The sequence below is a fragment of the Winogradskyella sp. ECml5-4 genome (assembly GCF_036903175.1).
Taxonomy (GTDB): Bacteria; Bacteroidota; Bacteroidia; order Flavobacteriales; family Flavobacteriaceae; genus Winogradskyella; species Winogradskyella damuponensis.
This window is the reverse complement of sequence record NZ_JAYJLF010000015.1, coordinates 1-25,068: the sequence shown is the minus strand read 5'-3', so window position 1 is coordinate 25,068 and position 25,068 is coordinate 1. Positions and strand designations below refer to the sequence as shown.

Below are 25,068 nucleotides of genomic sequence, written 5' to 3'. Positions count from 1 at the left end.
TTAGTATAACGAAGTTAGCATCTTTAATTTTTTTTAGCTTAAAAGATAAATAATAAAAAAGCAAGCTCATTACAAGCTTGCTCTTCATCTTAGTTTACATTTAGTTTGGGAATGTAATATTATTTTTTCTCAGAATCTATAATATAGAAATAAGAACGTCTGTTAACTTGGTGTTCTTCCTCAGAGCATTTCACTCCGTTGGCACATTTATTTAAAAGACGGGTCTCACCGTAACCTCTAGCGCTTTCTATTCTATTAGCATCAATACCTCTAGATATAATATATTTTGCAGTAGATTTTGCACGTCTGTCTGATAATTTTAAATTGTATTTATCACGACCTCTACTATCTGTGTGAGATTCAATTTTAATAATCATTTCTGGATGCTTACGTAGCACATCTACAATATTTTCCAATTCGTATTGTGCATCTGTTCTAATATCAGATTTATCGTAATCAAAGAATATTGGGTTTATAATAATCTGGCTGTCTAAAATTAAAGGTTGTAATACTAAATCTACAGTATTAACTTTTTTGTCTTCATTAGCTGTAGTAATGGTTTTTTTGTCTTCTTTATAATCTGGTTTAGTACCAAGAATAGTATATGTTTTACTACATTTTACGTCAAAAGTATAGGCTCCATCTTCTGCTGTAAGGACTTCTTCAATTATTTTACCAGTTTCGTCAATAAGTTGTACAGTTACATCTGCTAAAATAATTTCAGTTCTGTGTTCTTTTGCAATACCTGTAATTTGTTGGTTACATTCTTCAATATTAAAGCTATATATATCGTCACCTCCTTTTCCTTCAGGTCTATTAGAAGAAATGTATCCTTTTTGGGTTTCGCTATTAATAAAATAAGCAAAATCGTCATAACCACTATTAAAAGGTGCACCTAAGTTTTCTGGAGTTGTAGGCTCTTCTTTTAAGATGTTTGATTTAAAAATATCTAGTAATCCTAAGTTAAGGTGACCATCTGAAGAAAAATAAAATGTACTGTCTTTGGCAACAAAAGGAAACATTTCTCGGCCCTCAGTATTTATTTTGTCTCCTAAATTTTTTGGTTCTCCATATGAACCATCATCATTAATTTTTACAGAATAAATATCAGTTTGTCCAATACCTCCATCGCGATCAGAAACAAAGAAAAGTGTTTTGTTATCTGGGCTTAATGTAGGATGGCCTGTTGAAAAAACATCATCATTAAATGGTAATTCAGTTACATTGGTCCATTCTTTACCTTTTAATGTAGCGGTATATATTTTGAGATGCGTTGTGCCTTCTTTATCGTATTTTAATCTGTTTCGGTCATTAACGTTGTCTCTTGTAAAATACATCGTTTTTCCATCGTTTGTAATTGCAACTGAAGCTTCATGATAAATTGAATTGACATCTTCGCCTGCCAGTTTTATTGGTGAGCTATAAGATTCCATTCCATTTTCTTCTTGTTTTACTTCCAATTGAAATATATCTAGGAAAGGTTCTTTATTCCAATTGTATACTTTTTTTTCATCGCCACGAGCAGAGGCGAAGTAAAGGGTATTATCATGCAAGAATGATCCAAAATCTGACTTTTCAGAATTGAATGATAAGTTTTCGAGTGTCACAATACGATCTTCATTTTTTGAAGTTAATTTATCAAAAATACTAACATCATCAGGATTATAACCTTTTAATCTACTATCGCCTTGTTGAGCTTCACTTAGTTTTTTAAACCAGATATCTGCTTTTTTATAGTCTCCAATACTTCTAAGCGATTGTATGTATTTATAAATGTATTCAGCTTCAACATCTTTGTTTTCGCTTAATGCTTTTTCATACCAATAAGCCGCTTTTTCAGAATTAGAATTATTGTAATAGGCATCACCAAGTCGTGTTAATACATGAGTATCTGCTTTGCCTTTTTCAACTACTTTTTCATATAACTCTATGGCTTTTAGATAGCCATAATTATCAAAAAACTTATCGGCTAATTTCGTTTGAGTAAAAGACAACGAAGAGCTTAAAATTAAAACAAGCGTTAATATTTTGATTTTCATAATACGTTCTTTTTAGAAATATCTTGGAGATTTAACACGTTTACTTTTAAAGACTTCAAACATTAATAATACTTCGTGTGTACCACTAGTATAAGGTGCTATATCAGAGATAGGATATTCATAAGCATAACCAATTCTCATTTGTTTAGAAATTTGAAAATCTGCTATACCGCCAATTGCAGCGGCATGCTCATTGGCTCTATAAGCTGCTCCAGCCCAAAATTTCTCATAAAATAAAAAGTTTGCAGAAATATCGAAAGATAAGGGTGCGCCATTTGTGGCTTTTAATAATGCGGAAGGTTTTAACTTTGTATTTTCGCTAAGGTTAAAAACATAACCACCAGTAAAATAGTAACTAACACGTTCTAGTGCCACATAGTCTAATGTACCATTTTTACCTTTGTTGTAATCTGTGTTTAGTATTCTTGGAGTAGATAATCCAAGATACCATTTTTGTGAATGTAAATATAAACCAGCACCAACATTTGGGCTCCAACGGTTAGATACATCATTAAAAAATGGATCGTTTACGACAGAAGGATCGTTTAATAAGGTTTCATCTAAAGTGTAATGTGTCATACCCGCTTTTAATCCAAAAGCAAGCTTTGTATTTTCACTTGTTTTAATGGTATAAGAGTAATCTGCATACAGGTATGAGAAGTTTTCATAGCCTAATTTATCATTGATAAAGGAAATACCCAAACCCATATTTTCGTTTCTTAAGGGAGTATGTACCGATAAAGTTTGTGTTTCTGGTCCGCCTTCTAAGCCAACCCACTGACTTCTATGTAAACCTACAATACTTAATGTTTCTCTACTTCCAGCATAAGCAGGGTTTATAGATATGGTGTTAAACATATATTGCGTAAACTGAGGTAACTGTTGCGCAAAGGCAGTAGAAACACTCAATAAAAGTATGGCAATACTTAGATATTTTGATAACTTCATAGGTTAAGTTTTAATTTGTTGCCACGTAGATAGGACCTGAAAACGGTGCTAAACCACTATTTTTTACATTAATAATATAATAATATGTACCAGTTGGAACTTTTCCAGAACCTCCTACAGATGAGCCATGAGCTTCACCACCCCAATCATTTTTATAATTGTTGGATTTATATATTTGCGCTCCCCAACGGTTAAATATTTGTAACTCTATAACAAAACCACATTGTTCTATAGAATCTACAGTAAAGTAATCGTTAATATTATCTCCATTTGAAGTAACGGTTTTAGAAATCACAACATTATCTGCAGAACTACAAGGTAATACTAAACAGTCGTCATCTATAGTTACATTAACTTCTACTTCTTTAGGACATGGTCCTTCAGTAATAGCGTATAAAAAGGTGTATACACCAACATCTGCAGTAGAAGGGTCAAAGTAACTTCCATTTAATGTTGTGTCTCCTGCTATAACACTCCATGTACCATCCATGCTAAAGTCTCCAGATAGTAATTCAAATAAATCGAATTCAATATCAAGGACACATCTAAAGCCTTCTTGTACATTAATAACATTACTGATTTCTACGGCAATATTTTGAGTGTATAATGCTTGGTTACCACAATCGTCTGTAACGGTCCAAGTTCTCACTATATTATAATCTTCAAAATCATTTTCTTGATATGATACTTCTTCGTATTCAACATTAATATCATTTGAACATGAATCTTCAAATCCTAAACTTGGTTTTACAGGAATATCATCACATGCAACAGTTATGTTTTCATCAAATGCAGTAACAAGCGTTGGTGCTGAAGTATCTTGAACAGATATAAATTGCGTGTGTACAGCTTCAATTCCACAACTGTCAGTAGCTGTCCATGTACGTTCTATAATGTAATATCCTATACAATCTCCGTTTGTAATCTCTTCTTGAAAAGTAACCTCAGCTGTACCACAATTATCGGTAGCAGTTAATGTTTCTGCAGTTGGTACGTCATCACATTCTACAGTAATATCTGCAGGTAACGTTTCATTAAATGATGGTGCAGTTGTGTCTTGAACAGTAATGGTTTGAACAAATGTTGTTGTATTGTCACAATCATCTGTCAATGACCAAGTACGTGTAATTATAGACTCATTTGGACAATTTCCTTCTGCAGTACTATCTGTAAATACAGCTTCTAAATCTGTTGCACAGTTATCTGATTCGTCAGTAACATCACCTGTAAGTGTGACATCTGTAATGTCAATATCACATTCTACAGTAATATCTGCAGGAACAGAGAATGTAGGAACAGTTGTATCTTGAACCGTAATTGTTTGGATAGCAGTTGTAGTATTATCACAATCATCAGTTAATGACCAAGTACGTGTAATAATAGACGCACTTGGGCAACTGCCTTCAGCGACACTATCTGTATACGTTGCTTCCAGTTCTGAAGAACAGTTATCTGTTACGTCTGTTACATCACCCGTTAGTGTTAAATCTGTAGCGTCTGCATCACATTCAATAGTGATATCAGCAGGAACACTAAAAGTAGGTGGGGTACTGTCTTGAATAGTAATGGTCTGTACAAAAGTTGTCGTATTATCACAATCGTCAGTTAATGACCAAGTACGTGTGATTATAGAAGTACCTGGGCAACTACCATCAGCAACGCTATCTGTAAAAATGGCATCTAGTCCAGTAGAGCAATTGTCTGCTTCGTCTGTGACATCTCCCGTTATAGTCAAGTCTGTAGCATCCGCATCACATTCTATTGTAATGTCATTAGGCACAGAGAATGTTGGTGCTGTACTATCTTGAACTGTTATAGTTTGAACAAAAGAGGTCGCGTTATCGCAATCATCAACTAATAACCATGTACGTGTAATGATTGAAGAATTAGGACAGTCTCCGTCAATAACATTGTCTGTAAATGTAGCCTCAAGTTCTGTTGAACAATTATCAGTTTCATCAGTAACATCACCCGTTATAGTTAAGTCTGTAGCATCTATATCACATTCAATTGTAATATCTTCAGGAACAGTAAATGTTGGTGGTGTAGAGTCTTGAACAGTAATAATTTGATCTTCAGAAACTGAATTCCCACAAGCATCAGTTGCAGTCCATGTTCTTATAATTGTTTTAGTTGTGCCACAAGCATCGGTTTCGCTATCACTGTAAGTAATTGTGGCAGTAATATTACATTCGTCTATAGCTTTACCCATTCCTGTATTGTCAGGACTAGAATCTTCATTACATTCTATTGTAACATCAAGAGGAATTGTTAATAATGGTGCTTGTGTATCTATCAATGAATATGTAGCAGAAGTTGTTGCTGCATTTCCACATTCATCAGTTGCTGTAAATGTTACAGTAATAGCACCATTTTCACAATCAATGTCTGTATTAGAGTCGTAATCGTTAGTCCAAGTAATTGTACTACAGTTGTCCGTAGCTGTTGCTCCTGCATTATTTGCAAGCCAATCTTCAAGAGTCCCAGCTAGAGTAATTCCACATTCAATACTGATGTTTTCTACTGCAGATTCATCAATGTTTGGTGCTGTAGTATCTTGAATTGTAATGGTCTGTACAAAAGTTGTTGTATTGTCACAACTGTCAGTTAACGACCAAGTACGTGTAATAATAGAGCTACTTGGGCAACTACCGTCTGCAATACTATCAGTAAAAATAGCTTCAAGTCCTGTAGAACAGTTGTCCGATTCGTCAGTTACATCACCAGTAAGGGTTAAATCTGTTGCATCTTCATCACATTCTATTGTAATATTTGCAGGAACAGAAAACGTAGGTGGTGTTGTATCTTCTATAGTTAATGTTGCGTCTATAGTTGTTGTATTTCCACAATCATCAGCTACTGTATACTGTATTGTAATTGTACCACCAGATCCACAAGTAGGCACTAGGTTATTAAAGTCATAATTGGAAGTTACTATGTTTGTTGGCTCTGTGTCACAAGTATCAGTACCACATGTTTCAAGCGCAGCGATATTGGCCGCATTCCATGTTATAACAACACTTTCTGTATCAGAACCATCACATTCTATAGTTTCGTCTGCGACATTACATGCTGATAAATCAGGACCCGTTGTGTCTTCAATGGTAAGTGTAGCGCTTAACGTACTTGCGTTACCTGTTGCATCTGTTAACGTGTAGATTACAGTGATTGTACCACTAGCCCCACAATTAGTAACTAGATTATCAAAGTTGTAATCTGAAGTTATTGTAATGTTATTATCACAAGCATCAGTTGCACAATTTTCTAACGCTAAAATATTAGCAGTATTCCATGCATTAGCAAGTGTTTCATTATCAGTGCCACTACATTCAAAAGTTTCATCTAGAACAGCACAATTAGATGTATCTGGAGGTGTTGTGTCTTTGATTAATTCAGTTGTAGTTTGAGATGTTGCAGTTACATTTGATCCATTTACTACTTCTTCGGCATTTACAGTTGCACTATTAATAACTTCAGTAGCATCTATATCTGCTTGAGTAACTAAATATGTTGCACTATATATCCAAGTCTCATTTGGATCTAATTGGTTATCGTTGTCTGTATCACCAGAAACAAATGCAATGCTTATAGAAGGTGTTGCATTGTCTAATAAAGAATCGGTAATAATTACATTTTCTAATGCTACATCTCCAGAGTTAATCACTGTAAATGTATAAGTTATAGTTTCATCAATTTCAGTACAATCGTTTCCGTTGTCGTTATTGAATACTCCAGTTTTTATAAGCTGTATACCAGATTCGTTACAAAGTGTTACATCTGGATTATTAGCATCTATAATATAGGTATCAGTTGCTTGAACAGGTGTAGTTCCATCGGGTTGTAAGCCATTAACTGTTACATTATTTGTAATGTTTCCAGCATCTACATTTGCCTGAGTTATTGTATAGTCCGGTGCGGTGAATATCCAAGTTTCAGAAGGGTCAAGAACACTATCACCATCATCACCAGTAAGTGTTAGAGAAGCTGTAATATCACCACCTAATAAATCGTCAGTAATTGTAATAGCATTAATAGATACATTACCATTATTAGTTACAGTGAAAGTATAAGTGACTATATCTCCTTCGCCAACACAACCACTAGCTGTACTAGAAGCTGCTTTTACGATTTCAATACTACCATTATCACAAAGTGTTACATCTGGATTATTCGCATCAATAATATAGGTGTCAGTTGCTAGAACAGATGTTGTTCCGTCAGGTTCTAGTCCGCTAACTGTTACATTATTAGTAATGCTTCCTGCATCTACGTTGTCTTGAGTTATAGTATAATTAGGTGCTGTGAATATCCATGTTTCAGAAGGATCAAGGATACCATCACCATTATCACCAGTAAGCGTAAGTGAATCAGTGATATTGCCACCTAATAAATCATCAATAATTGTTACAGTATTAATAAGGATATCACCAGAATTAGTTACTGTAAATGTGTAAGTTATTGTATCACCAGCAGCAACACAATCAGTACTATTACTAGATGCAGATTTTACGATACTAAGTCCTGCAACACCGTCAATAGTGATATAAACAGTTGCTTGATCACAAGCCATAGGGGTTCCATTATCACAAATTGTGTAAATAAAAGAGTCTGTTCCAGAATATCCAGCATTAGGAGTGTAGGTAAACTCACCAGTATTAGGGTCAATATTTACAGTAACACCTTGAGTGGTTATAACAGTTGTAGATGTTACAGTTTGTATATCGTCTTCAATATCATTGTCATTTAATAATACATTTCCTATTAAAACACTAGTTGGAGTAAGGTGATAGGCATCATCATTAGCATTAGTTGTATTAGCCATGCTAGTATCTTGAACAGTTACAGTTACTGTTGCTGTATCACAAAGTTGAGGATTGCCATCATCACATATCGTATATGTAAACGTATCTTCTCCTGTAAATCCATCATTAGGAGTATAAGTAATTGTCCCATTATTATTTACTGTAATTGTTCCATTAGAAGGATTTGTAGTTCCTGTAATAGTAATTGGGTCAGTATCGGGATCAAAATCATTAGCAAGAATTACAATAGCAATAGAGGTTCCTTCTGGAGTTGTTGCTGTATCTGCATTAGCAATTGGCGGTTCATTTTCAGTACTGCTTTCAGGTAATACTTCAATATAAACGATAGCGGAGTCACAGGCTTGAGGATTACCATCATCACAGATTGTGTACTCAAACGTATCCTCACCAATAAATCCAGGGTTAGGTGTGTATGTGTATGATCCATTATCATTAATTACGACATTTCCATTAGTAGGATTAGTATTAGCAGTTACTATTTGATTATCTCCTTCATAATCTTCGTCATTAGTTAGAACATTTCCGGTAACTGATTGATTAACAAAAGTATTGTTAATATCAGCAATGGCATCTGTACAGTTTGAAAGAATATTAATAGTTACCGTTTCGGTACATCCATTAGCATCCTTAACAATAACAGGGTAATCCCCTTCAATAAGGTTTGTGAAAGTTCCATTTGTTAAAAAGTTATTTCCATTATCAATAGAGTATGTGTAAGGTGATGTACCCCCAGTTCCTTCTATTGTAAATTGACCTAAGCTTCCACAAAGGATATCTGTTTGTGTTGATATCGAAGCCGATAAACTTGTATTAGGCTGTGTAATTTCAATCACCTGTTCAACAGGGTCACAAGACGAACCATCCATAATTACGCTAACAGTGTATGTACCTGCAATTACATTAGATAACGTGCTGTCTTCAGCACCTGTATCTACTTGACCATTAGACCATGTAAATGTAAAAGTAGCTGTTGGATTAATAACAGAGCTCGCCGAAACCGTAGCGGCACCTGTAGCGTCACCAAAACAAAGTACATTAGTTATATTATCAGTAGTTGTAGCAGTGTCACAATCGTCAGTACAACTAATCGTAATCGTTTGTGAGGTTGTACAACCATTGTCATCAGTAATAATAACCGTATGATCACCAACAGGTAGGTTAGTAGCCGTCATTGTTGTTTGGTTATTAGCAGAAGCCGACCATTGATATGAGTAAGGCGCATTTCCACCAGTAGATAAGGCTGTCGCTGTTCCATCATCACAGCCTTGAGCCGATGTTGCGTTTACTTTATTTATAGATACACTTAAAGCATTAGGTTCTGTAATTTCAACCTCATGTACAACAGGATCACAAGATGAGCCATCCATAACTACGCTAACGGTGTAGGTACCTGCAATTACATTAGATAATGTACTGTATTCAACACCAGTATCTACTTGTCCATTAGACCATGTAAATGTAAATGTTGCTGTAGGTTTAATAACCGAACTCGCTGAAACTGTAGCAGCACCTGTAGCATCACCAAAACAAAGCACATTAGTTATATTATCAGTAGTTGTAGCAGTATCACAATCGTTGGTACATGTGATTCTAATACTTTTTACTGTTTTACAGCCATTAGCATCTATTACAACAACTGAATGGTTACCTACAGGTAAATTAGTAGCTGTAGCTGTTATTTGATTATCTGCGGAAGCAGACCATTCATAAGTATAAGGTGCAATACCACCTGTAACTGTAGCTGTTGCTGTTCCATCATCACAGCCTTGAGCTGAAGTTGCATCTACTTTATCTATAGAGACATTTAAGGCGCTAGGTTGTGTAATTTCAATCTCCTGTTCAACAGGATCACAAGACGAGCCATCCATAGTTACGCTAACAGTGTATGTGCCAGCAATTACATTAGATAACGTGCTGTCTTCAGCACCTGTATCTACTTGACCGTTAGACCATGTAAATGTGAAAGTTGCTGTTGGATTAATAACCGAACTCGCAGAAACCGTAGCTTCACCAGTTGCACTATTAAAGCAAAGTACATTAGTTATGTTGTCAGTAGTAATAGCAGTATCACAATCGTCAGTACAACTAATAGTAATCGTTTGTGAGGTTGTACAGCCATTATCATCAGTAATAATAACAGTATGGTCTCCTACAGATAAGTCCGTAGCAGTAGCTGTTGTTTGGTTATTAGCAGAAGCCGACCATTGGTAAGTATAAGGAGCATTGCCACCAGTAATTGTCGCTGTCGCTGTTCCATTATCACAGCCTTGAGCTGAGGTTGCATTCACTTGATCAATCGATAAACTAAAAGCAGTAGGTTCAGATATTGTATATGATTTTGTAGAAGTACATCCATTAGCATCTGTTACTGTCACAGAATGAACACCGGCAGGTATATTGGTTAAATCTTGACTTGTAGCTCCAGTACTCCAAGAATAAGAATAAGGAGGCAGACCACCAGTTACATTTATATCAATAGCACCTGTGGTTTGCCCAAAGCAATTCACATCGGTTTTAGAATTTAGGGTTATTGAAAGAACAGACTGATTAACATTAATAACTTGCGTATGCTCAATATCATTTCCACATTCATCTTCGGCTGTCCAATTTCTTTCAATAGTATAAGAGGTATCACATTTATTACCAATTAATGTTTCTGAAAAGACAACATCAATATTATCATCACAATTATCAGATGCTGTTAAAATTGAAGCTGTTGGAATACTGCTTGAATCTACAGTAATATTTGTTGGTAAGCTTTCGTTAAAGCTAGGGTCTGTAGTATCGATTACTGTAATGTTTTGCGATACTGATGATGAATTTCCACAATCATCAATAAACGTCCAAGTTCTTAATATAGAGGTATGACAAGGGTTAGAATCATCTACATTATCTACTCCTGTAACAGTTATATTGTCCATACAATTATCAGTAGCAGTTAATGGACCAGGATTAGGAACTTCATCAATACATTGAAAAGTTAAATCATCAGGAGCATTAGGCGCAACAGGCTTAGTAGTATCTATACTATTAAATGTAGCGGTTGTAGATGTTGAGTTACCACAATCATCTGTAGCTGTAAAAGTTACTGTGGCAGATCCTGTTTCACCACAACCATCAGATAGAGATGTGAAATTATGCGACCAAGTAATTGTAGAACAAAGATCAGTAGCAGAGGCACCACCGTTTGTAGCAAGCCAAGTTATAATATCTTCAGTTACTCCACCGTCAATATTACATTCAATAGATTGATCAGATGCAGGATTTGTTATTACAGGAGGTGTTGTATCTTGAATGATATATGTTGCTCTTGTTTTTGATGCATTACCACAATCGTCAGTAGCTGTAAAGGTTACAGTTATTCCTCTGTTCTCACAATCTACGTCAGTATTCATAACGAAATCGTTAGACCATGTTACATTACCACAAGTATCCGAGGCAACAGCACCACCATTATTATCTAACCAATCTTGCAATGTTCCTTCTGGAGTTATACCACATTCAATCATTATTTGAGAAGCAGGTATATCTATTGTAGGAGGCGTTGTGTCTTCTATAGTTATGATTTGATTTAATGACGTACTGTTACCACACTCATCAGTAGCAGTCCAGGTTCTTGTAATTTTTTCTGTATTGCCACAATCAGCAACCGAGGTATCATTATAAGAAATTGTTACGTTACCACAAGAGTCAATTCCTGTAGCTGTACCAGTAGCAGTAGGATCAATAGAACTAGAACATTCTATAGTAATATCACTAGGGATAGTTAGATTAGGAGCTGTTGTATCGATAAGGTTAATGGTCTGTACATGTGTTGTTGTATTATTACAATCATCAGTCAGAGACCAAGTACGTCTAATTGTTTTTGTATTACCACAGTTATTATTAGTTACGTTATCTGTATATGTTGCATTTAGCCCAGAAGAACAGTTGTCTTTTTCGTTGGTAACATCACCGGTAATCGCCAGATTATTAATGTCTACACCACATTCGATGTCTAAATCAGCAGGTGCTGTAAATGTAGGTGCTGTAGTATCAGCTACTGTGATATTTTGCGATACTGAAGACGAATTTCCACAATTATCAACAAATGTCCATGTTCTTTCAATAACTATACGACATGGATTAGAGTCATTTATATTATCAACTCCAGTAACAGTAATATTGTTCATGCAATTATCAGTAGCTGTTAATTGACCAGGTCTAGGAACTTCATCAATACATTGTAAGGTTAAATCGTCTGGAGCATTAGGAACTACAGGGTTAGTGGTATCACTATTACTAAATGTAGCGGTTGTAGATGTTGAGTTACCACAACCATCTGTAGCTGTAAAAGTTACTGTAGCAGAGCCTGTGTCACCACAACCACCAGAAAGGGCGGTGAAATTATTAGTCCAAACAATTGCAGAACAATCGTCAGTAGCAGTAGCACCACCATTAGAGTTTAACCAAGCTTGAATACTTTGAGCTGCATTACTATCAATACTACATTCAACGGTTTGATTAGATGCAGGAATTGTTATTACTGGAGGTGTTGTATCTTGAATGGTATATGTTGCACTTGTTGTTGCTGTGTTACCACAAGCGTCAGTTGCTGTAAATATAACTGTTGTAGATGCAGTACAATCTGAAACCCCATCATTATAATTATTAGACCATTTTACATTACCACAAGTATCCGAAGCAACAGCACCACCATTATTATCTAACCAAGCTTGCAAAGTTCCACTAGGCGTTACGCCACATTCAATCATTATATCAGAAGCTGGTGTATCTATTGTAGGAGGTGTTGTATCTTCTACAGTTATGATTTGATTAAGTGATTTAGTGTTACCACAGTCATCAGTCGCAGTCCAAGTTCTTTTTATTTTTTCTGTATTACCACAATTAGCAACCGACGTATCATTATAAGAGATTGTTACATTACCACAAGAGTCACTTCCTGTAGCTGTACCAGTAGCAGAAGGGTCTGTAGGATCTGTACATTCTAAAGTAACATCGCTAGGGATAATTAAAGTAGGAGCTGTTGTATCAACAACGTTAATGGTTTGTACATGTGTTGTTGTATTATTACAATCATCAGTTAGAGACCAAGTACGTGTAATTTTTTCTGTGTTGGTACAGTTACCATTAGTTACACTATCTGTATATGTTGCATTTAGCCCAGAAGAGCAATTGTCTTTTTCGTCTGTAACATCACCAGTGATGCTAAGGTTGTTAGGATCAACACCACATTCGATATTTAAATTTGCAGGCACCGTAAATGTAGGTGCTGTAGTATCTGCTACAGTGATATTTTGCGACACAGAAGACGAATTTCCACAGTCATCAACAAATGTCCATGTTCTTACAATAGTTATATGACAAGGATTAGAATTATCAATATTATCAACTCCTGTAACAGTTATATTAGTCATACAGTTATCACTAGCCGTTAATGTACCAGGACTAGGAACTTCATCAATACATTGCAAGGTTAAATCGGCTGGAGCATTAGGAACGACAGGATTAGAGGTATCAGTATTACTATATGTAGCGGTTGTAGATGATGAGTTACCACAACCATCTGTAGCTGTAAAAGTTACTGTAGCAGAGCCTGTTTCTCCACAACCACCAGAAAGAGTAGTAAAATTATTAGTCCAAACAATTGCAGAACAATCATCAGTAGCAGTAGCACCACCATTAGAGTTTAGCCAAGCTTGAATACTTTGAGTTGCATTACTATCAATATTACATTCAACTGATTGGTCAGATGCAGGATTTGTTATTACTGGAGGTGTTGTATCTTGAATGGTGTATGTTGCGCTTGTTGTTGCTGTATTGCCACAAGCGTCAGTCGCTGTAAAAGTAACTGTTGTAGATGCTGAACAATCTGAAACTCCATCATCATAGTTATTAGACCATTTTACATTTCCACAAGTATCCGAAGCAACAGCACCACCATTATTATCTAACCAAGCTTGTAAAGTTCCATCAGGAGTTACACCACATTCAATAATGATATCAGAAGCAGGCGTATCTACTGTAGGAGGTGTTGTGTCTTTTACAGTTATGAATTGATTTCGCGATCTAGTGTTACCACAGTCATCAGTAGCAGTCCAAGTTCTTTTTATTTTTTCTGTATTACCACAATTAGCATACGACGTATCATTATAGGAGATTGTTACATTCCCACAAGAGTCACTTCCTGTAGCTGTACCAGTAGCAGAAGGGTCTGTAGGGGCTGTACACTCTACAGTAACATTACTAGGAATAATTAAAGTAGGAGCTGTTGTATCAACAACGTTAATGGTTTGTACATGTGTTGTTGTATTATTACAATCATCAGTCAGAGACCAAGTACGTCTAATAGTTTCTGTGTTGGTACAGTTACCATTAGTTACACTATCTGTATATGTTGCATTTAACCCAGTAGAGCAGTTGTCTTTTTCGTCTGTAACATCACCAGTGATGCTAAGGTTGTTAGGGTCAACACCACATTCGATATTTAAATTTGCAGGCACCGTAAATGTAGGAGCTGTAGTATCTGCTACAGTGATATTTTGCGACACAGAAGACGAATTTCCACAATCATCAACAAATGTCCATGTTCTTACAATAGTTATATGACAAGGATTAGAATTATCAATATTATCAACTCCTGTAACAGTTATATTAGTCATACAATTATCACTAGCTGTTAATTGCCCAGGACTAGGAACTTCATCAATACATTGCAAGGTTAAATCGGCTGGAGCATTAGGAGCGACAGGATTAGAGGTATCAGTATTACTAAATGTAGCGGTTGTAGATGTTGAGTTACCACAACCATCTGTAGCTGTAAAAGTTACTGTAGCAGAGCCTGTTTGACCACAACCACCAGAAAGAGCGGTGAAATTGTTAGTCCAAATAATCGCAGAACAATCGTCAGTAGCAGTAGCACCACCATTAGTATTTAGCCAAGCTTGAATACTTTGAGGTGCATTATTATCAATATTACATTCAACTGATTGGTCAGATGCAGGATTTGTTATTACTGGAGGTGTTGTATCTTGAATAGCATAAGTTGCGCTTGTTGTTGTTGAATTTCCGCAATCGTCAGTAGCTGTAAATATAACTGTCTTGGAAGAAGAACAATCAGACACTCCATCGTTATAATTATTTGACCATGTTACATTTCCACAAGTATCCGAGGCAACAGCACCACCATTATTATCTAACCAAGCTTGTAAAGTTCCATCAGGAGTTACACCACATTCAATAATGATATCAGAAGCAGGCGTATCTATTGTAGGAGGTATTGTGTCAATAACAGTAATTAATTGAGTAACATTAATTGAATTTCCACATTCATCTGTAACACTATATGTTCTTGTAATTGTTTCAGGACAAGATGAATTATTTGAAACATCCGAAATAAAAGTAACAATTGGATGCGCAGTAATATTATCTATTTCATCATCAACATCTTCTATATTGTATTCGGGCACTTCATCTATACATTCAACACTTATAGGATCTAGATTGGAAGCTGTAGGCGCTTCAGTATCATTAGCCATGATATCGAAATTGACACTAACAGCACAATTATTAGAATCTGTTACTTCAACCGAATGATTACCAACGCTTAAACCACTAAAAGTATTTGAAGATTGTGAAGAACCACCATTTATAGTATAACTATACGGAGGATTTCCATTTGTGGCTAAAACGCTTACTGAACCATTTGAATCGTCAATACAGTCTGCATCTGATTTTGAATCAATAGAAGCTGCTAAATCAGAAATCATTAAATCTATGGAACCTGCAGGTGATGCACACAAGTCATAGGGATTGTAATAAAAGACGTAATAGGTACCAGGAGTACTAACAACAGTGTTGCTTAAATGTTCTGATGTATCTAAAGGATCAGGACTTGTGCTCCAAGTTAATTCAGAACCACCAGGACCTGCAGACGTTATATAAGAATTTAAGTCAACCGAAAAAGAATCACAAAAAACATCAATAGCGGTATTATCTGTATCTATATTTTCTTCAGCAATAGTAGGAGGTACAGCATAGCCTTCAAGGCTTAATCTTAATCCATCAACTAATACTACAGATCTTCCTGGGTCTTGAGTTTGATAAAAGACATTTACCATACCAGAACTATCAGACTGAAAAGTGATACAAACTGTTTCCCAAAAAGGGTCAATTTCTGTCCAACCACCTGGGTTTTGAAAAGGTCCAGTTGTTGCTGTTGATAAGCTAACTGGGAAATCTGATAAAGGGTGTATAGTTAAATCGTCATGAGTATAAGTTAATGGGTCGTTTATTTGTATTCCACCAGAATTAATACCAAAATTTAGATTTGGAATAAACTCAACAAAACTACCATTACTATTACTATAACGAGGAATAACAGCAATTTCAAAACAGACACGGTAAGTTGCATTTGGGAGTACTTCTAAATTTTGCTCAATACCTTCAAATTTGTATGAAAAAATAGAAAACCCGCCTCCATCTGGAGAAGGAGATATAATTGCAGGTGTATCAATGTTAGCATTTACATTTGAATATGAAATGTATTGTCCTTCTGAATAATCTACTGTACCTTGATCATTCCAGCAATCGTAAATAACATCAGCAGAATAGGTACTTCCATCTACAGCTATTTGAAATTCTGGTGGCAACCCATTGTTATTCGGTGTTATATCAAGCGCATTAAAAGAACCGCAAGTAATTACATTACAGGTACCTACAGGATTAATTTCAGAGGATCTTTGATTATAACTTGAAAATGATTTATTATCATTATATATTTTGGCACGTTTTTTTAGTACCTCCATATAATTTTTCAATTCTACCTCGGATAATTTGGCTGTTTTAGGCCAATAATCAGATTCTTTTTCAAATTGTTCTTGTGCAAATCCATTATTTATAAATAATAATGAAACAACACTAATTGTTAATAACCTGAAAAAAGATAAAGTAAAGTTATTTTTCATATTTTATCGATATAACTTATCATGCAAATGATGCTGTTAAAACTAAATAGACCTAATACCATAGTTTAAAAAACTATAGCGAAAACTACTTGGTTGAAAACAACACAATTATTTGTTCTTTGTTAAATAAAAAGAGGGAAGTATTTTAACGTAAATGAAATATATAATGGATTAATATATTTTTTGATTTGGGGGCATTTACATTAAATTTACCTAACAAAAGAACTTATAACTATAATCATAAACAAACATTAGAGTTAAGGCGGCAATTTAATCGTTAAAAAGGAAATAAGCAACCTTTTATCGAAAAAAAATGCATTTAATCGATATTATATGAAAGAAATTATACTGATAAGACATGGCAAATCATCCTGGGAACATGATGTTATAGACCGAGAAAGGCCATTAAAAACAAGGGGTATTAATGATATTAAACTTGTTGCAAATCACTTTTTTAATAGCAACAGTGTTCCAGAAATTATTTTTTCAAGTCCAGCACGTCGGGCACTTAGTACCTGTGAGATTTTTATGAATACACTTAATATTGCTAAAGAACAGGTAGTTGTAGTGGAAGAGTTATATGATTTTGACGGGAGAAATGTTATAGATTTTATTAAAAATTTATCAAATGAATATAATGAAGTTATGATTTTTGGACACAACCATGCTTTCACATCAATTTCTAATATATTTGGGGATACTTTTATAGATAATCTTCCAACAAGCGGTTTGGTAAAACTTAAATTTGATATCAACGATTGGAACGATTTAAAAAAAGGAATTACAGAATTTATAATTATTCCAAAGGAATTAAAATAATGACAAAAGATAAAAACATATATATAAATAGGGAATTAAGTTGGTTAAAGTTTAATGAACGTGTGCTTCAAGAAGCTGCAGATAAAGAAGTCCCGCTTATAGAACGTCTAAGGTTTTTAGGAATTTTTTCAAATAATTTAGACGAATTCTTTAAAGTAAGATATGCAACTGTTAAGCGAATTTATGACGCAGGAAAAGGAGGTAAAAGTGAATTAGGAGGTATAAAAGCTGGAGATCTTTTAGAAGAAATAACTCAAGTTGTTATAGAGCAACAAAGTTACAGTTTAGAAATTCTTGATGAAATTGATAAAGAACTCGAAAAAGAGAATATTTATATAATTAATGAAACAGAAATAGATGAAGACCATCATGAGTTTATCAAGAACTATTTTTATCAAGAAATTAGTCCTGCTCTCGTCGTTATTATGCTTAATGAAGATGTAGCATTGCCAGAGCTTATGGATATTTCTGCTTATTTAACGGTAAAAATGTCAAGCTCAAAAGCTAAAGATCAGGTCGCTTTGATTGAGATTTCATCAACTATGAATCGTTTTGTTGTTTTACCAAGCAAAGGTGATAACAACTATATTATAATGGTAGATGATATATTAAGGTATTGTTTAGACGATATTTTTAACATCTTTCATTATGATAGTATTAGTGCACACATGATTAAAATCACAAGAGATGGCGAATTAGATTTTGATAGTGATTTAAGTAAAAGTTTTATAGATAAACTTTCCGAAAGTGTTAAGGATAGACAGAGCGGAGATCCTGTGAGGTTTGTTTATGATAAAAATATAGAAGAGAGTACTTTAAATTTTCTTTTGGATAGAATGGCTATTCATAAAAAAGAAAGCATTATTCCTGGTGGTCGTTATCATAATCGTAGGGATTATATGAATTTTCCAAGCTTAGGTAGGACAGATTTACTATACCAAAAAATAGAACCACTTCCTGTAAAAGGGCTGAGTTTAGAAGAAAGTATTTTTAAGACTATTGCTAAAAAAGACTATTTAGTATACACTCCTTATCACACCTTTTCTTATATCGTAAAATTTTTAAGAGAAGCCGCATTAGACCCTAATGTTAAAACCATAAAAATTACTATTTATAGATTAGCCCAGATTTCGCATGTTGCTAGTTCTTTAATTAATGCAGCAAAAAACGGAAAAAAAGTAACCGTATCAATAGAGCTTAGAGCACGTTTTGATGAAGCAGCAAATATTAATTATGCAGAGCAAATGCAAGATGAAGGAATTAAGATGCTCTTTGGGGTGACGGGTTTAAAAGTGCATTGTAAAATGTGTGTTATAGAACGTGAAGAAAATAAAAAGCTAGTAAGATATGGTTTTATTAGTACAGGTAACTTTAACGAGTCTACAGCAAAAATCTATACTGATTTTACATTGATGACCTCTAATTCTAAAATTCTAAAAGACATTAATAAAGTATTTGATTTTTTTGAAGTTAATTATAAGGTTAATAGATATAAGCACATTATTACATCTCCACATTATACTAAAACAAAAATATTTGCTTTAATAGATAAGGAAATAGAAAGTGCTAAAAGAGGAAAACCAGCTTATATAAAGTTGAAAATAAATAGCATAAGTAGCTATAAAATGATAGATAAATTATATGAAGCGAGTAGAGCAGGTGTAAAAATACAAATGATTGTTAGAGGTCTTTGCTGTTTGGTACCAGGAGTAAAGGGCATGAGTGAGAATATTGAAGTTATTAGTATTATTGATAAATTTTTGGAACATACAAGGTTATACATATTTTCTAACGAAAATGATCCAAAGATTTATATTTCTTCAGCAGATTGGATGACTAGAAATATAGACAATAGAGTAGAGGTAAGTTGTCCTATTTACGATGCAGATATTAAACAAGAGTTACAGTATTTGTATAATATATGTTGGAATGATAATGTAAAAGCACGTATAATTAATGAAAATCAAGACAATACTTATCGCAGAAATAATAAACCTAAAGTAAGAGCTCAATTTGATACGTATAAGTATTACTTAAATAAATTAGAAGGATAAAATAGAAGGATAAATTATAATTATGCTGAAGATACAGAAATATGCAGCCATAGATATCGGATCCAATGCTGTAAGGTTATTAATATCAAACATTATAGAATTAGATGACGAACCCGTAGTGTTTAAAAAAAATTCATTGGTACGTGTACCTATTAGATTAGGAGCAGATGTTTTTTTAAAAGGAGAAATATCAGAATATAACCAAGAACGAATGATAGACACTATGAAAGCTTTTAGTCTCATTATAAAAGCTCATGGTGTTACACGTTATAAAGCATGTGCTACATCTGCAATGAGAGAAGCTAAGAATAGTCCTGAGTTATCGGCAAAAATATTTGAAATTTGTGGTATTAATATAGAAATTATTGATGGTGAAGAAGAAGCTGCAATTATTGCTGCAACAGATTTAAATTCATTTATAAATCCAAATAAGACCTATCTCTATGTAGATGTTGGTGGCGGAAGTACGGAGTTTTCAATTATTCATAATGGTGAAAAAAAACAATCTAAATCTTTTAGAATAGGAACCGTAAGATTGTTAAACGATATTGTAAAAAATGAAACATGGCAAGATCTAGAGCGTTGGATTAAAAGTAATACCCAACAATATGATAAAATTGAACTTATTGGCTCTGGTGGTAACATCAATAAAATTTTTAAAATCTCAGGCAAAGATGTCGGTAAACCTTTAACCTATTTTTACCTTACGAGCTATTATAAAATGCTTCAAAATTATTCTTACGAAGAGCGTATTACAAAATTAAACTTAAACCAAGATAGGGCAGATGTTATTATTCCTGCTACTCGAATTTATTTGTCTGCAATGAAATGGAGTGGTGCAAAGGACATTTATGTACCCAAAATAGGACTTTCGGATGGTATTATAAAAAGCATGTATTATGAAACAGTTTCTAGTGTTGTCTTGTAATTTTCAGGTATTGAAATTCCCATTTGTCCGATTTTTCTTTATTAAAATCTATTAATTCATTAGGTATTTTAGAATTTAATATATCTTCGTTATCTCAAATTTAAAATTATGAAAAAATATTTATTTTCCTTGTTATTTGTTTCTTTTGCAACTGTTTGTATGTCTCAAGATATTATGTACGGTGTACGAGGAGCGCTTAATGTATCAAATCTTGATTTTGAACCAGATGCTGAATTTGAAAACAAACACCGAAATGGATTTGCTTTTGGTGGATTTGTAGATTTTGGTTTTACAGAGAAAACATCATTATTGTTAGAATTGCAATGGTCTGCAGAAGGTGGAAAAGAAGAGGAGATTAGAGCAGATTATATTCACTTACCTATTTTATTGCGATTTTCTTTATCTGATCGTTTCATTTTAGGTGTAGGACCAAAAATAGGTCTAAAGACATGGAAAGCTAATGACTTATTTTCAACAGCTACTTTTTCTGGAGTTGCGGGATTAGAGTATATGGTTACAGATGAATTTTTTGTAGATGCTCGTTTATCTTATGGTGTTACAAATGTGATAGATCAAGATCTAAAAAAGCTAGAAGCTAAAAACCATGTCATACAATTTGGTTTTGGAATGAAACTTTAAAAATTGAAAAGAAGCTAAAAAAAATAGCACGATATAACAAAAAAGCCTTTCAAATTAACTTGAAAGGCTTTTTTTTAAGCTACTAAACTTATTTAGAAGCTTTATCTACTACAATTCTTTCGGTTCTATTAGCTACTTCCCAAGCTGTATAAAATACGAGACGTGTTCTGTTTTCTAATAAATCGTATTCAATTTTATCTGCCGTATCTGTTGGCTTATGGTAGTCGTCATGTGTACCATTAAAGTAAAATATTACAGGAATATTATTTTTAGCAAAGTTGTAGTGATCAGATCTGTAATAAAAACGGTTCGGGTCGTTTTCGTCGTTATAGGTATAATCTAATTCAATATTGGTGTACTTTGTATTAACAGCTTCAGATATATTATGTAAATCTGTACTTAATTTATCACTTCCAATTAAATAGATGTAGTTTCTATCTCCTTCAGTACGTTTAGGATCTATTCTACCAATCATATCTATGTTTAAGTCTGCAACAGTATTTTCTAAAGGGAAAATAGGATCATTATCTGTATAATGTTTAGAACCAAGAAGCCCTTTTTCTTCACCTGTAACATGTAAAAATAAGATAGAACGTTTTGGTCCATTACCTGCTTTTTCAGCCATTTTAAATGCTTCAGCAATTTCTAAAATAGCAACTGTACCAGAACCATCATCATCTGCACCATTATAAACTTGACCATCTTTAATACCTTCATGATCTAAATGTGCAGATATTACTAGAACTTCATCTGGTTTTTCAGAACCTTTAATAAAGGCAACAACGTTTTCAGATGTTATAGTTTCAGATTTGTTTTCAATGGCTAAATCCATTTTAGAGCTTAGAACTTTAGGTGTATCATCTTCTAAAATAGAAGGGTGTAATGCTTTAGCTAAATCTTCATTAATCATAAGCATTGTCATTGCTTCTTCGTTACTTTTTAAAGATAAACGTCCCGAAGCACCTGATTCTTCTTGTCTTTTAAAGAAAGGAGCATATCTAGAAAATAAATCATTATCCATTAATAATAAGCCTGTAGCACCATTTTCTTTTGCAGCTTCTCTTTTGCTAGACATTGCTTGGCGACCATTAGTCCATTTTGTCTCTTCCGTTGTGCCAGAAGTTACATAGTTACCATTTGCATCTTTAGGTTCTCCTGCTTTTACTAAAACGACTTTGCCTTTAGTATCTACATTTTTATAGTCCGAATACTTTTCTGTATCAATACCATAACCAACATACACTATGTCATTAATAGAAATGTTCATACTTTTAGAAACGGCTAATACAATATGGTGTTCAAAAGCATTGAAAGGTTTTCCATTAACACTTAATCTTGCTTTAGCTACTTTTTGTTTTTCTAAAGGGACTTCCTGAAAATAATCATCTTCACCTAAAGGTGTAGGAATTCCCATAGCGATGTACTGTTCTTTTAGATATTCAACAGCCATTTTCTGACCTTTTTCACCTGTTTCTCTTCCTTCAAATTCATCAGAAGCATATTTATATAACATGGTTTGTAATTCATCAGAAGTAATTGTTGATGCATATATAGAAGGGTCAACAATTTTTTCTTGAGTCGTTTTTTCTGAAGAAGCATTAGTTTTAGAAGAGGTTCCGCAACTTACAATTAAGCCAGAAACACAAAAAATTAACAATATTTTTTTCATTGAAGTATTCGTTAAATAGTTAGTTTATATGATTGTGTCTTTTTGACTTTAAAATAAGCCAAACGATAAAGCTACAAAAAAGGGAAGGCTTTAAGTTGCCGTTAAAATTCTTTTAACAAATTTTAACACTAGATAATTTCTTTCTTTAACGGTGTTTCTGAATTTGCTAAATACCAAGCCGTAGCGAAAATTAGCTTTGTGCGTTTAGCCAATAAAGGGTAGTTTATTTTATCTGCAGTATCTGTAGGCTTTGTGTAATCTTCGTGTTCTCCGTTAAAGAAAAAGATAACAGGAACGCCTTTTGTCGCAAAATTATAATGATCAGACCTGTAATAATAGCGGTTTGGATCTCTATCTTCATTATATTTATAATCAAGATTAAGATGTGTATAGGTTTCATTGGCTTTTTTGGCAATAAAATCTAGTTCTGTACTCATTTTATTTGAGCCAATAAGGTAAATGTAATTTTCATCATCTATATGTCTATTATCAACCCTACCAATCATATCTATATTTAAATTAGCAATAGCATTTTCCAATGGAAATACAGGGTTTTCTGTATAGTATCTAGAACCGTGTAAACCAACTTCTTCAGCTGTGACATGTAAAAATACAATACTTCGTTTGGGGTGATAACCATCTTTCTTAGCCATACTAAATGCTTCAGCCATCTCTAAAACAGCCGAAGTCCCAGAACCATTATCATCAGCACCATTATAAATTTGTCCGTCAATAACGCCTTCATGGTCAGAATGGGCAGAAATGTATACGTATTCATCAGGAAATTCTGAACCTTTTATATAGGCGATAATGTTTTGAGAATCGTTTAAATCGTTTGGTAAAGCATCTTTTGGGACCTTTTGATAGTAATTTGGAGTGGATTCTGGAGCACTAATATTGAGATTTTTATATTGTGTTCTAATATAATCACAAACTTGGTTGTGTCCTTCTTCACCAGTCATTCTACCATTATATTTATCCGAGGAAACTTCTTCTAGGTGTTGTTTTAGTTCTTGGACATTAATAGTATTTAAATATTTTTCTACAATAGTTTGATCTTTGTAAATTATGCTATTCTTGAGGTTGTTAATTTTTTCGCTATGTCTTATTTGAGCACAAGAACCAACAAGAATAAGTGCAGATGCAACTAATACTTTCATGTGTATAACTATTGTTTATATATGGTTACATACTGTTCGCTATTTCCTTTTTTCTTTTAGGAAATAAAATTTTGAACCCGAATATTTTATGTAACTAATTGATTTTGGCAAAAATAAGATAAATAGACGTAATTTTTTCTTACAATTAGATCGAAATTTTATAAATCTTTTTCAGTTTTAGTGTCATTAAGAGTTTCTTTAACACCTTCTGTACTGATTTCATTGGGTTGTTCTGTATTGTCTATTTCAACAGTATCAACAACTCCTTTGTAAATGGTTATACTCAAAGAAATAATAACTAATAGAAATATATATTGAATAGTCTTAGTTTTGGTTTGTTCTTTTTTAGAAAGAAATAAAATAATAAGACCACATAAAAAGGCAATAATTATTGGAGTAACTGCTAAACTTGAAAATTTAGTAACGGATAAGATTGTAGCTACTATTGATGTGATTAGACCGAGGATAATAATAACTTTTCTCATACGCTTTTAATTTTTGTGCTAATTTAAAATAAAATAAGGCTTTGTTTAACAACATTGTTTCTTTTGTAAAAACAAAATGATGATAACGTTGATTCTAAGTTGTTTATTTATCTAAACAGATATTGTGCCGAAAATTAAAATGGCGTATAAATATGATTGATTTAGGTTTTCAAATGGATGAATTTAAAATTTTTTAAAAAAACGACACAAAAACCTTTGGTTAAAAGAAAAAGGATTTTATATTTGCACCCGCTAAAGGAGAAATGGCAGAGTGGTCGAATGCGGCAGTCTTGAAAACTGTTGAGGGTCACACCTCCGGGGGTTCGAATCCCTCTTTCTCCGCAAAAGGAAGCCCATAACGTAAGTTATGGGTTTTTTGCGTTTAATAATCTGAACTTATTTTGGATCAAGATCAAAAGGGATCAAGATCAAAAGTTGTGTTTAAGCAAAGATTGTAGTTAATCTAAACAGAAAGAATTCCACATTCTTGACCCCTCTAAACTGTGCCCTGAACGCTTTTATTTTAGCATTGAAAGAT

10 protein-coding genes and 1 tRNA gene are annotated in these 25,068 nt (G+C 33.7%); 5 read left to right on the top strand and 6 right to left on the bottom strand.

Annotated elements, in window-relative coordinates:
• Nucleotides 1-119 precede the first annotated feature (119 nt).
• The 3 genes from VDP25_RS14660 to VDP25_RS14650 are packed head-to-tail and all read right to left on the bottom strand — an operon-like array spanning nt 120 to nt 16,776.
• Nucleotides 120-2,039, bottom strand: coding sequence for an OmpA family protein (locus VDP25_RS14660; protein ID WP_334471034.1), 1,920 nt, complete (start codon nt 2,037-2,039; stop codon nt 120-122).
• A 12-nt stretch (nt 2,040-2,051) separates the two neighbouring features.
• A complete protein-coding gene (locus VDP25_RS14655; RefSeq protein WP_215924984.1) occupies nt 2,052-2,987 on the bottom strand; it encodes a PorP/SprF family type IX secretion system membrane protein in 936 nt (311 codons plus the stop codon).
• Nucleotides 2,988-2,997: 10 nt separating this feature from the next.
• Nucleotides 2,998-16,776 (bottom strand): HYR-like domain-containing protein, encoded by a 13,779-nt coding sequence (locus VDP25_RS14650; protein ID WP_334471031.1) that lies wholly within the window; start codon nt 16,774-16,776, stop codon nt 2,998-3,000.
• Nucleotides 16,777-17,109: 333 nt separating this feature from the next.
• Here VDP25_RS14650 and VDP25_RS14645 point away from each other — a divergent pair, with 333 nt between their 5' ends.
• The 4 genes from VDP25_RS14645 to VDP25_RS14630 all read left to right on the top strand — a co-directional run bounded on the left by VDP25_RS14645 (nt 17,110) and on the right by VDP25_RS14630 (nt 21,216).
• The gene (locus VDP25_RS14645; RefSeq protein WP_334471029.1) at nt 17,110-17,595 is read left to right on the top strand and encodes a SixA phosphatase family protein; all 486 of its coding nucleotides are present in this window, start codon (nt 17,110-17,112) and stop codon (nt 17,593-17,595) included.
• Nucleotides 17,595-19,649: a polyphosphate kinase 1 gene (gene ppk1, locus VDP25_RS14640; RefSeq protein WP_334471027.1), complete on the top strand. Its 2,055-nt coding sequence runs from the start codon at nt 17,595-17,597 to the stop codon at nt 19,647-19,649. Before VDP25_RS14645 ends, ppk1 begins: the two co-directional genes overlap by 1 nt.
• 22 nt (nt 19,650-19,671) lie before the next feature.
• A complete protein-coding gene (locus tag VDP25_RS14635) occupies nt 19,672-20,577 on the top strand; it encodes a Ppx/GppA phosphatase family protein (protein WP_334471026.1) in 906 nt (301 codons plus the stop codon).
• A 108-nt stretch (nt 20,578-20,685) separates the two neighbouring features.
• Nucleotides 20,686-21,216, top strand: coding sequence for a porin family protein (locus VDP25_RS14630; protein ID WP_334471024.1), 531 nt, complete (start codon nt 20,686-20,688; stop codon nt 21,214-21,216).
• An 88-nt stretch (nt 21,217-21,304) separates the two neighbouring features.
• Here the strand turns inward: VDP25_RS14630 and VDP25_RS14625 are convergent, their stop codons facing one another.
• The 3 genes from VDP25_RS14625 to VDP25_RS14615 all read right to left on the bottom strand — a co-directional run bounded on the left by VDP25_RS14625 (nt 21,305) and on the right by VDP25_RS14615 (nt 24,530).
• The gene (locus tag VDP25_RS14625) at nt 21,305-22,885 is read right to left on the bottom strand and encodes a M28 family metallopeptidase (protein WP_334471023.1); all 1,581 of its coding nucleotides are present in this window, start codon (nt 22,883-22,885) and stop codon (nt 21,305-21,307) included.
• 128 nt (nt 22,886-23,013) lie between these two features.
• Nucleotides 23,014-24,045 carry a M28 family metallopeptidase gene (locus VDP25_RS14620; RefSeq protein WP_334471021.1) on the bottom strand — a complete coding sequence of 344 codons (1,032 nt, stop codon included), beginning with the start codon at nt 24,043-24,045 and terminating at the stop codon, nt 23,014-23,016.
• 158 nt (nt 24,046-24,203) lie between these two features.
• Nucleotides 24,204-24,530: a hypothetical protein gene (locus tag VDP25_RS14615; protein ID WP_334471019.1), complete on the bottom strand. Its 327-nt coding sequence runs from the start codon at nt 24,528-24,530 to the stop codon at nt 24,204-24,206.
• A 257-nt stretch (nt 24,531-24,787) separates the two neighbouring features.
• Here VDP25_RS14615 and VDP25_RS14610 point away from each other — a divergent pair.
• Nucleotides 24,788-24,872: transfer RNA gene (locus VDP25_RS14610), tRNA-Ser, on the top strand.
• The last annotated feature ends 196 nt before the right edge of the window (nt 24,873-25,068 follow it).

Excerpts from the sequence above, each read along its gene's own strand:
- VDP25_RS14660 (WP_334471034.1), bottom strand. The coding sequence starts at position 2,039 with ATGAAAATCAAAATATTAACGCTTGTTTTAATTTTAAGCTCTTCGTTG.
- VDP25_RS14655 (WP_215924984.1), bottom strand. The coding sequence starts at position 2,987 with ATGAAGTTATCAAAATATCTAAGTATTGCCATACTTTTATTGAGTGTT.
- VDP25_RS14650 (WP_334471031.1), bottom strand. The coding sequence starts at position 16,776 with ATGAAAAATAACTTTACTTTATCTTTTTTCAGGTTATTAACAATTAGT.
- VDP25_RS14645 (WP_334471029.1), top strand. The coding sequence starts at position 17,110 with ATGAAAGAAATTATACTGATAAGACATGGCAAATCATCCTGGGAACAT.
- ppk1 (WP_334471027.1), top strand. The coding sequence starts at position 17,595 with ATGACAAAAGATAAAAACATATATATAAATAGGGAATTAAGTTGGTTA.
- VDP25_RS14635 (WP_334471026.1), top strand. The coding sequence starts at position 19,672 with ATGCTGAAGATACAGAAATATGCAGCCATAGATATCGGATCCAATGCT.
- VDP25_RS14630 (WP_334471024.1), top strand. The coding sequence starts at position 20,686 with ATGAAAAAATATTTATTTTCCTTGTTATTTGTTTCTTTTGCAACTGTT.
- VDP25_RS14625 (WP_334471023.1), bottom strand. The coding sequence starts at position 22,885 with ATGAAAAAAATATTGTTAATTTTTTGTGTTTCTGGCTTAATTGTAAGT.
- VDP25_RS14620 (WP_334471021.1), bottom strand. The coding sequence starts at position 24,045 with ATGAAAGTATTAGTTGCATCTGCACTTATTCTTGTTGGTTCTTGTGCT.
- VDP25_RS14615 (WP_334471019.1), bottom strand. The coding sequence starts at position 24,530 with ATGAGAAAAGTTATTATTATCCTCGGTCTAATCACATCAATAGTAGCT.